General features: G+C 40.3%; 6 protein-coding genes. 3 read left to right on the top strand and 3 right to left on the bottom strand.

Annotation, left to right across the window (positions count from 1 at the left end; translation table 11 throughout):
* Nucleotides 1-1,483: adenylate/guanylate cyclase domain-containing protein (locus tag Q1V93_RS12360; RefSeq protein WP_300665136.1), on the bottom strand; the 1,483-nt coding region annotated here is incomplete at its 3' end.
* A 211-nt stretch (nucleotides 1,484-1,694) separates the two neighbouring features.
* Between Q1V93_RS12360 and Q1V93_RS12355 the strand changes: the two genes are divergently transcribed.
* Nucleotides 1,695-2,552 carry a T9SS type A sorting domain-containing protein gene (locus Q1V93_RS12355; RefSeq protein WP_300665134.1) on the top strand — a complete coding sequence of 286 codons (858 nt, stop codon included), beginning with the start codon at nucleotides 1,695-1,697 and terminating at the stop codon, nucleotides 2,550-2,552.
* Nucleotides 2,553-2,635: 83 nt separating this feature from the next.
* Here Q1V93_RS12355 and Q1V93_RS12350 read toward each other — a convergent pair whose 3' ends face one another.
* A complete protein-coding gene (locus tag Q1V93_RS12350; protein WP_300665131.1) occupies nucleotides 2,636-3,844 on the bottom strand; it encodes a 4-hydroxy-3-methylbut-2-enyl diphosphate reductase in 1,209 nt (402 codons plus the stop codon).
* Nucleotides 3,845-4,048: 204 nt separating this feature from the next.
* Nucleotides 4,049-6,235 carry a glutamine synthetase III gene (locus Q1V93_RS12345; RefSeq protein WP_300665129.1) on the bottom strand — a complete coding sequence of 729 codons (2,187 nt, stop codon included), beginning with the start codon at nucleotides 6,233-6,235 and terminating at the stop codon, nucleotides 4,049-4,051.
* 275 nt (nucleotides 6,236-6,510) lie between these two features.
* Between Q1V93_RS12345 and Q1V93_RS12340 the strand changes: the two genes are divergently transcribed.
* Entirely contained in the window at nucleotides 6,511-6,906 is a 396-nt protein-coding gene (locus tag Q1V93_RS12340; RefSeq protein WP_300665127.1) for a hypothetical protein, read from the top strand.
* Nucleotides 6,907-7,012: 106 nt separating this feature from the next.
* Complete coding sequence (gene gcvT, locus Q1V93_RS12335) at nucleotides 7,013-8,095, top strand: glycine cleavage system aminomethyltransferase GcvT (protein ID WP_300665125.1); 1,083 nt, start codon at nucleotides 7,013-7,015, stop codon at nucleotides 8,093-8,095.
* The last annotated feature ends 194 nt before the right edge of the window (nucleotides 8,096-8,289 follow it).

The following is an 8,289-nucleotide window of genomic DNA, read 5'->3' as shown; positions in this document are numbered from 1 at the left end:
CTCTTCCCAAATAATCGTGATCGGCATCACACAGAATTTCCTGAAGCAATCCAACCGGTTCGATATCCAGTGAAGTTGCCAGGATCATTTCGCGGATCACCTGAATCTGTTCGCTGTTGAATCCATATTTCGGAAGCATTTGTTCCATTAAGCGCACCGCATGTAATTCATTGTGATCATACGTAAAGATAAAGCCCGTATCGTGAAACAAAGCGGCCGTTCGCAATAATAGCATTTCGTCTTCGCTCAGACCTTCCAGTCTTCCCAAACGAATAGCGGCTTTCTCAACGTTCAGTGTGTGTCCCAGATCGTGATAAATGACTTCTTCCGGCAGCATGGATTTCAGTTTATTCAGAATATCACTGCGCATATGCTCAAAATCCACCGTTGCTATCTGGCAGAGAACCCGTAATTCAACCGAAGGAACTTTCCCGTTGCTGTACAAACTATATTCCGATTTAAGAGATTCCAGTTCGAACGTTTCCATTGTTCCACCGCGTTTTTTGATCGGAACATTCCCCATTCCCCTCGTTTCAAAATATGCCGCACATTCGTCCTGGATAACCTGGGTAACAGTGATCTGATCAATCCCGCTGAACTGTTGAGCTCTGGCTGCAATATTTACGGTATCTCCCCACACGTCGAACGAATAACGCTTAGAGCCGATAATTCCCGCAACCAACGGTCCGGCGTGCATCCCGATGCGGATTTCCCAGAAATCCTTTTTCAATGCTTTTGCCAGTTCTTTTTCGTTCCGGATAAAATTGCGCATTTCCAAAGCAGCCATGCAAGCCCGTAAAATCGGTTCTGCATTGTCTTCATTCACACCGGCAATTGCCATGTAAGCATCTCCGATCGTTTTGATTTTTTCCAGTTTGTAGCGTTCAACAATTTCGTCAAATGCGGTAAAATAATACTCCAGGCGTTTTACCAGTTTAATCGGCCGGATTGATTTGGACTTCATCGAGAAATCCACAAAATCCGTAAACAAAACCACGCCCTTATCTACTCTTTTCGGAGAAAACTTCCCATACTGATTCAGATCATCCAGCACATTTTCCGGAAGAATATTTCCCAAAAGCTGTGCAATGCGCTGATCTTTATAATAGAGTGATTTATAGATGTCCAGTTTTGCCTGAATCAGCAGCGGGTTGAATGGTTTGGTAATAAAATCGACCGCACCGGAATTGAATCCTTTCAGCAACCTGGAGCCCGTTCTGGTATTTTCAGTAATGATAATCGAATAATGTGTTTTCGAAGCATGAGCCTGCAACAGTTCTTTCAAATCATCCATGGATGAAAAATTCGGACTGTCTACATTTACCAGGATAATTCCGGCTTCTCTTCGGTTCAAAATGACATGCGCTTCTTCAATCGAATCACAAAACAGAAGAATATTTCCACCTCCGCCGAGAATTTCTCTTAGCGCCAGGCGGTCAGATTCTTTTTCATCGATAATTAAAATATTAATTAAGCGCTCCATTCCACAAAGTTATTCTAAAGTTGAAAATACGTATAATATCAAAACTACACAGATATCGAAAAAAATTAAGTCGGTAAGCCTTCAATGGTAAATGCCTTTCATTTTCCAACCTTTCAGGATATAAACAATCTACAGTTAAGAATAAAATTAATTCGCATATTAAGAATTAATTAATAAAAATTATATTTGTTCAAACTTTTTAAAATTAACTATGAAAAAACTTTTACTTTCTTTGGGAGTTGTTGCTTCTTCTCTTTCATTGTCTGCACAGACAATTACAAATGGAAATCTTGATGCTGCTATGACAGCTATCCCTGGTACAGCGTACACATATTCTATTCCGGGATGGGTTGGACTTAATGCAGGACCTGAATCAGCTTCTCCTTTCCAAGGTACTCAAGCGGCTAAATTGGTTGTAACTAATGACCCGGCATTGAACACAGCTTTAAACTGGGGTGACGATATTATCCCTGGATTATTACAACAGCGTGTTGCTGGTACTATCACTAACCCTGCTAACATTGAAGCTTCATTAGCGTATAAGTTTACTAAAATGGGAACTGATACTGCTTACATCGAAATCGCTGTAGTTGATACAATGGGAGTTGGAGCTAATGATGACGTAGTAATGTATGCTGATTGGTTGGAAATTCCTGCTTCAGTAGGTACTTGGACAGTAGCAAACTTCCAAATGCAAACAATCAATGCAACTGGAAATCCAAACAGATTCTACATCCTTGCAGTATCTTCAACAAAAGGTTACTATGACACTCAAACTCCAACAGTTGGTTCAACATTATGGATTGATGATGTTCGCGTTGGTAAATTAGGATTGGAGGCAAACACTCTTTCTAACGTTAGTGTTTATCCAAACCCTGCGACCAGTGTATTGAATATAGATTCTAAAGAAGCAATTTCATCAGTTAATGTAATGACTACAGATGGTAAAGTTGTAGCTACTTCAACTTCTGCAAATGTAAATGTTGAAGCATTGAATGCTGGAATGTATATTTACCAAGTTACTACAGTTTCTGGTAAAGTTGAAACAGGAAACTTCGCTAAGAACTAATAAGAATTTAATATAAGAAGAAACCCTGGCGATATTCGTCAGGGTTTTTTTATGTCTTAGAAAATACGCTCTGAAAAGTACTCCTAGTGATTCGCCATCACCTCTTCGATGGTCTTTTCGCTTCCGTTCAGCTCCAATAATTTGGAGATCACCGAATCCATAATCGAATCCGGACAAGAAGCTCCTGAAGTAATTCCGATCTTAGTTCCTGTCATCCAATTCTCAATCGTTTCCACTTCATGTGTATGAATATTGAAGCTGCGAATGGTTTTTCCATCCAAAATCTCCGATTCGTCTTTGATGAAATACGTCGGGCAGCTTTGCTCCAACAACTCCACCAAATGTGTTGTATTCGAACTATTGTAACCTCCAACCACCATTGCAAAATCAAGCTGTTCCTGCATCAAAGCTTCTGTTGCGCTCTGATTATCATTCGTCGCATAACAAAGTGTGTCTCTCGTATCTGCAAAGGTTTTTGGAATACCGGAGCTGATAGCGAAATCTTCTGTTGCTTTCTTTAAAAACTCAGCAATTTCCTGAGTCTCGGTCGCAAGCATGGTTGTTTGATTGATTACTCCGATTTTAGTTAAATGAATCTCCGGATCAAAATCAGGAGTGTGCTTTCCTTTAAAGTAAGTATAGAATTCGGCTTTGGAAGTTTTTCCGGCAATACACTTCGCCAGAAAAACCGCTTCTTCCATGTTTTTAATAATGACCGCCTGAGAATTTGCTGCCGTGTGTGAAAATGTCGCCCGGGTTTCTTCATGGTTGTATTTCCCGTGAATAATCAGCGTATGATTCTCTGTACCCAGTTTTTCTGCCCTATTCCAGACTTTTTCCACGAAAGGGCACGTCGTATTGTATTTCTCTGTAGAAACGCCTCTCTCGTTCAGAATCTGCTCTATTTCCAAAGTTGTTCCGAAAGCAGGAATGATTACCACATCGGTTGAATTCAACTCTTCCCAGGAAATCAGTTGTTTTCCCGAAGTATCCTGGATAAACCGGATTCCATGTTGCGTCAGATCTTCATTCACCGCCGGATTGTGAATCATCTGGCTTAAAAGAAAGATTCGTTTTCCCTTATTTTCCGCTACTGCACGGTACGCAATTTCAATGGCGTTCTCAACACCGTAACAGAATCCAAAATGACGTGCAATATACAATTGAAGATTTCCGAAATCCAGCATCGTTGGGGAGAAATCCTTCTTGCGGGGATCCTGCATTTTACGAAATGCCTTTACTTTTGAAATAATCGGCGATCGAAAAAAAGACGGAATATCAAATTGTTTCATGATACTACAAAGTTACTGAAAGTTGATCCGTGTCAAGCGTGAAATTAAAATTTCCTGCAAACAGCAAAAAATTAGTTACCACGGTATCTGGTGGATATCCGTACACTTATCCACTTCTCTTTAATACCGGGCTAAAGCGGCCTATTCACGCAAAAAATCCCGGTAATCAAATGACCACCGGGATTTCAATACGATGTGTTTATTTTAACGGGTAAACAACATTTCTCTGAATTTCGGCAACGGCCACAATTCATCATCTACCAATAATTCTAATTTATCTGCATGATAACGAATTTCATCAAAATGAACTTTTACTTTATCGCAGTAAGCAATTGCTTTCTCTTCCGCATGTTCAATTTTGTTTGCATCCTTACGAGCCTGCAACATAATATCGTTGGTCGATTTCATTTTGTTCAAATGATTTGAAATCTTTGTCACCAGTTCAAACTGAGTAGTTGCAGCAAGCTTCCCTTCTTTTTCTCCGAAAGTTGCCATGATTCCCTGAATATTCGCCAACAACTTGTTCTGATATTCAATTACTGCAGGAATAATGTGTGTTTGAACCAAATCTCCCATCAAACGGGCTTCGATCTGAATTTTCAAAATATAGCTTTCAAATTCGATTTCCTGGCGTGCTTCCAATTCTCTTGGAGTCAAAACAGCCATTTCATCAAACAATTTGACAAACTTCTTATCTGCCCAGGCCTTCAATGCACGCGGAGTATCTTTGAAGTTATTCAAACCTCTTTTTTCAGCTTCTTTCACCCACTCATCTCCATATCCGTTTCCTTCAAAGCGGATTTTCTTGGAATCTTTGATTAAGATCTGAAGTTCTTTCAGGATTGCTTCATCTTTCGATTCTCCTTTTTCAATGCGCTTATCGACGCTTGCTTTGAACAACTGCAGCTGTTTTGCCATAATCGTATTCAATACAATCATTGCAGAAGCACAGTTTGCGGAAGATCCGACAGCTCTGAATTCGAATTTATTTCCTGTAAATGCAAACGGAGATGTTCTGTTCCGGTCCGTATTATCCAACATAATCTGTGGAATCTTACCGATATTCAATTTCAACTCTGTTTTATCCTGCGGGGTCATTTTACCTGCTTTCACGCTCTTTTCAAGCTCATCCAACGCTTCAGACAACTGAGAACCGATAAATGTTGAAATAATCGCAGGAGGAGCCTCATTTGCACCCAGGCGGTGGTCATTACTTGCCGAAGCAATACAAGCTCTCAACAAATCAGCATTATCGTGGATTGCCTTGATGGTATTTACGAAGAATGTCAGGAATTGCAAGTTTGATTTCGGGTTTTTCCCCGGTTGTAACAAGTTTACCCCCGTATTTGTTCCCAAAGACCAGTTGTTGTGTTTTCCGGAACCATTGACTCCTGCAAACGGTTTCTCGTGTAACAACACTCTAAAATCATGCTTACGGGCAACTTTCTCCAACAAATCCATCAACAACAAGTTGTGATCGTTTGCAAGGTTACACTCTTCAAAAATCGGCGCACACTCAAATTGATTCGGCGCTACTTCATTGTGACGAGTCGTTACAGGAATCCCCAATAAAATCGCTTCATTTTCGAATTCACGCATAAACGCTGTTACACGCTCAGGAATAGAACCAAAATAATGGTCATCCAACTGCTGACCTTTTGCAGGAGCATGCCCGAACAACGCGCGACCAGTCATCATCAAATCCGGGCGACAGTTGAACAAAGCCTGGTCAACAATGAAATATTCCTGCTCCCAACCTAAAGTAGCATTTACTTTCGTTACATTTTTATCAAAATATTGACAAACTTCTGTAGCAATGCTGTCAATTGCATGCAAAGCTTTCAATAATGGCATTTTGTAATCCAGCGATTCTCCCGTATAAGAAATAAAGATCGTGGGAATACAGAGGGTTTTTCCGATCACGAATGCTGGTGACGAAGGATCCCATGCAGTGTATCCGCGTGCTTCAAACGTATTCCGGATTCCTCCGTTCGGGAACGAAGATGCATCCGGTTCCTGCTGAACCAACAATTCTCCGTCAAAACGCTCAATTGCACGTCCCGGTCCGACAGGTTTAAAAAATGCATCATGCTTCTCAGCAGTTGCACCCGTTAATGGCTGAAACCAATGCGTATAATGGGTTGCTCCCTTTGTAATTGCCCAATCTTTCATCGCTGAGGCAACCTGATCTGCCATTTTACGATCCAAACGAGTACCATTCTGGATAGACTCCATCATTGATTTGTATGCATCCGAAGGAAGATATTCACGCATAATCTCAGCATGGAATACATTCTTTCCGAACAACTCGGAAACTTTTCCGTCATAATCAATGTGTTTTGGTGTACGATTGAGTACATCCTGATACGCTTTTAATCGTTTTGTTGCCATAAATTCAAAATTTTCGACAAAGGTATGTTTTTTAAGGGGGTCATTCCAAAATTTTACACATTATTTTACCAACACCCCCTGTTAATTTCATTGAATCACATTAAAAATCATTTTCAAATTGTTGAAATAACCATTTATTCAAAAATGAATTCCAGGTCTTTCAATACAAACAAAGGGATACGACTCTTACATATTAACATATTGTTAAATAAATCTGCTCTTATAGAATTTTCATTTTTTTTATTTAACTTACTTTTTAATTGAAAACGTGTGAAATGGGGTGGCTTGGTTTTTTTCAACGAAAGAATACATCTTCTGATGTGCCCGGAACTTCCTTTCCGGCAGAAGACCATTTGGTAGTTATCCAATTCTTTTACGGAATCGAAGATTTATCTGAGTTACATGAATTGGAACAACAACTTCAATCCAATATCACCGAAGCCAAACTCGGAAGGTATGAAGGTCACGATATTTCCCTCGATTTCGGAGACGGCTACCTTTATTTTAACGGAAAGAATGCCGAGCAATTGTTTGAAGCGATCAAACCGATCCTGGAACAGCATTATTTTATGGATAAGTCAATCGCTACTCTCAGATACGGTGCTTTTGAAAACCCTGATGCCGAGGAAAGAGATTGTACCATCCGGTTTTCGAAATTGGCTTCCACCTGATTTCCACCTCTCTTTTCAGCCCCGAATTGCAACCTCCTATTTCTTTCAAACTTTCTAGGCTCAAATTAATAGGAATATTTACTTTTATGCTCTAAAAAGTAAATAAATGAAAAACACTGCTCTTACCCAGGTCCATGAGGCTTTGGGAGCCAAAATGGTTCCATTTGCGGGATATAATATGCCGGTACAATATGAAGGTGTGAATGCTGAACATGAAACTGTTCGAAACGCTGTTGGAGTATTCGATGTCTCACATATGGGAGAGTTTTTGTTGAGCGGTCCGGATGCCTTGGATTTAATTCAACGCGTCACAAGCAATGATGCTGCTACTTTAACAATCGGTCGTGCTCAATATTCGTGTCTTCCAAACGGAAAAGGCGGAATCGTGGATGATTTGATCGTTTATAAGATCAAAGAAGAAGAATATTTATTGGTTGTAAACGCTTCCAATATTGAGAAAGACTGGAATTGGATTTCTTCTCACAACACGAAAAATGTAACCATGAGAAATCTTTCCGATGATTACTCCTTGTTGGCAATCCAGGGACCGAAAGCGGTGGAAGCAATGCAGTCTTTAACAAGCGTGGATTTATCTGCAATCAAATATTACCACTTCGAAGTTGGTCCTTTTGCAGGAATCGAACACGTGATTATTTCAGCGACCGGTTACACCGGTTCAGGAGGTTTCGAAATCTACTGTAAGAACTCAGAAGTAAAACAAGTGTGGGATAAGGTCTTTGAAGCCGGAGCTGCATTCGGAATCAAACCGATCGGTTTGGCTGCACGCGATACCTTGCGTTTGGAAATGGGCTTCTGCTTATACGGAAACGATATTGATGACACTACTTCTCCTTTGGAAGCCGGATTGGGATGGATCACCAAATTCACCAAAGATTTTACGGATTCTGAATTTTTGAAATCTCAGAAAGAAGCCGGAGTTTCCCGTAAGTTAGTCGGTTTTGAAATGATCGAGCGCGGAATTCCACGTCACGATTACCGTATCCTGGATGCAAATGGAAACGAAATCGGGAAAGTAACTTCCGGAACTCAGGGACCAAGTGTGAAGAAAGCAATTGGTATGGGGTACGTAAAAACTGAATTTGCTGCTCCGGATAGCGAAATCTTTATCGAGATCAGAGACAAAGGTATTCAGGCGAAAGTGGTGAAAATGCCTTTTTATCAGAAATAATAGAGTCCGGACTTTTAGAGTCAAGACATTAAGACTGAAAGTTAATTTCTTCCAGTCAGTTCGAGTTCGCGAAATGTAATGGCGCACCTATCGAGAACGACGGGAAATTAAATAGACTCAAGTGGAATTGCTTCGGCAGTTCCACTTTTTTTTGTGCAATTCCTCGATCCTTTTTGATAAAAACGATACATTTA

The sequence above is a fragment of the Fluviicola sp. genome (genome assembly GCF_030151805.1).
In the GTDB taxonomy this organism is placed as follows: Bacteria; Bacteroidota; Bacteroidia; order Flavobacteriales_D; family Crocinitomicaceae; genus Fluviicola.
The sequence above is the reverse complement of the archived record's forward strand: the minus strand, read 5'-3'. Positions and strand labels throughout refer to the sequence as shown.

What these genes read in the sequence shown, in the direction of transcription:
- Q1V93_RS12355 (WP_300665134.1), top strand. Translation starts at nt 1,695, where the DNA reads ATGAAAAAACTTTTACTTTCTTTGGGAGTTGTTGCTTCTTCTCTTTCA.
- Q1V93_RS12350 (WP_300665131.1), bottom strand. Translation starts at nt 3,844, where the DNA reads ATGAAACAATTTGATATTCCGTCTTTTTTTCGATCGCCGATTATTTCA.
- Q1V93_RS12345 (WP_300665129.1), bottom strand. Translation starts at nt 6,235, where the DNA reads ATGGCAACAAAACGATTAAAAGCGTATCAGGATGTACTCAATCGTACA.
- Q1V93_RS12340 (WP_300665127.1), top strand. Translation starts at nt 6,511, where the DNA reads ATGGGGTGGCTTGGTTTTTTTCAACGAAAGAATACATCTTCTGATGTG.
- gcvT (WP_300665125.1), top strand. Translation starts at nt 7,013, where the DNA reads ATGAAAAACACTGCTCTTACCCAGGTCCATGAGGCTTTGGGAGCCAAA.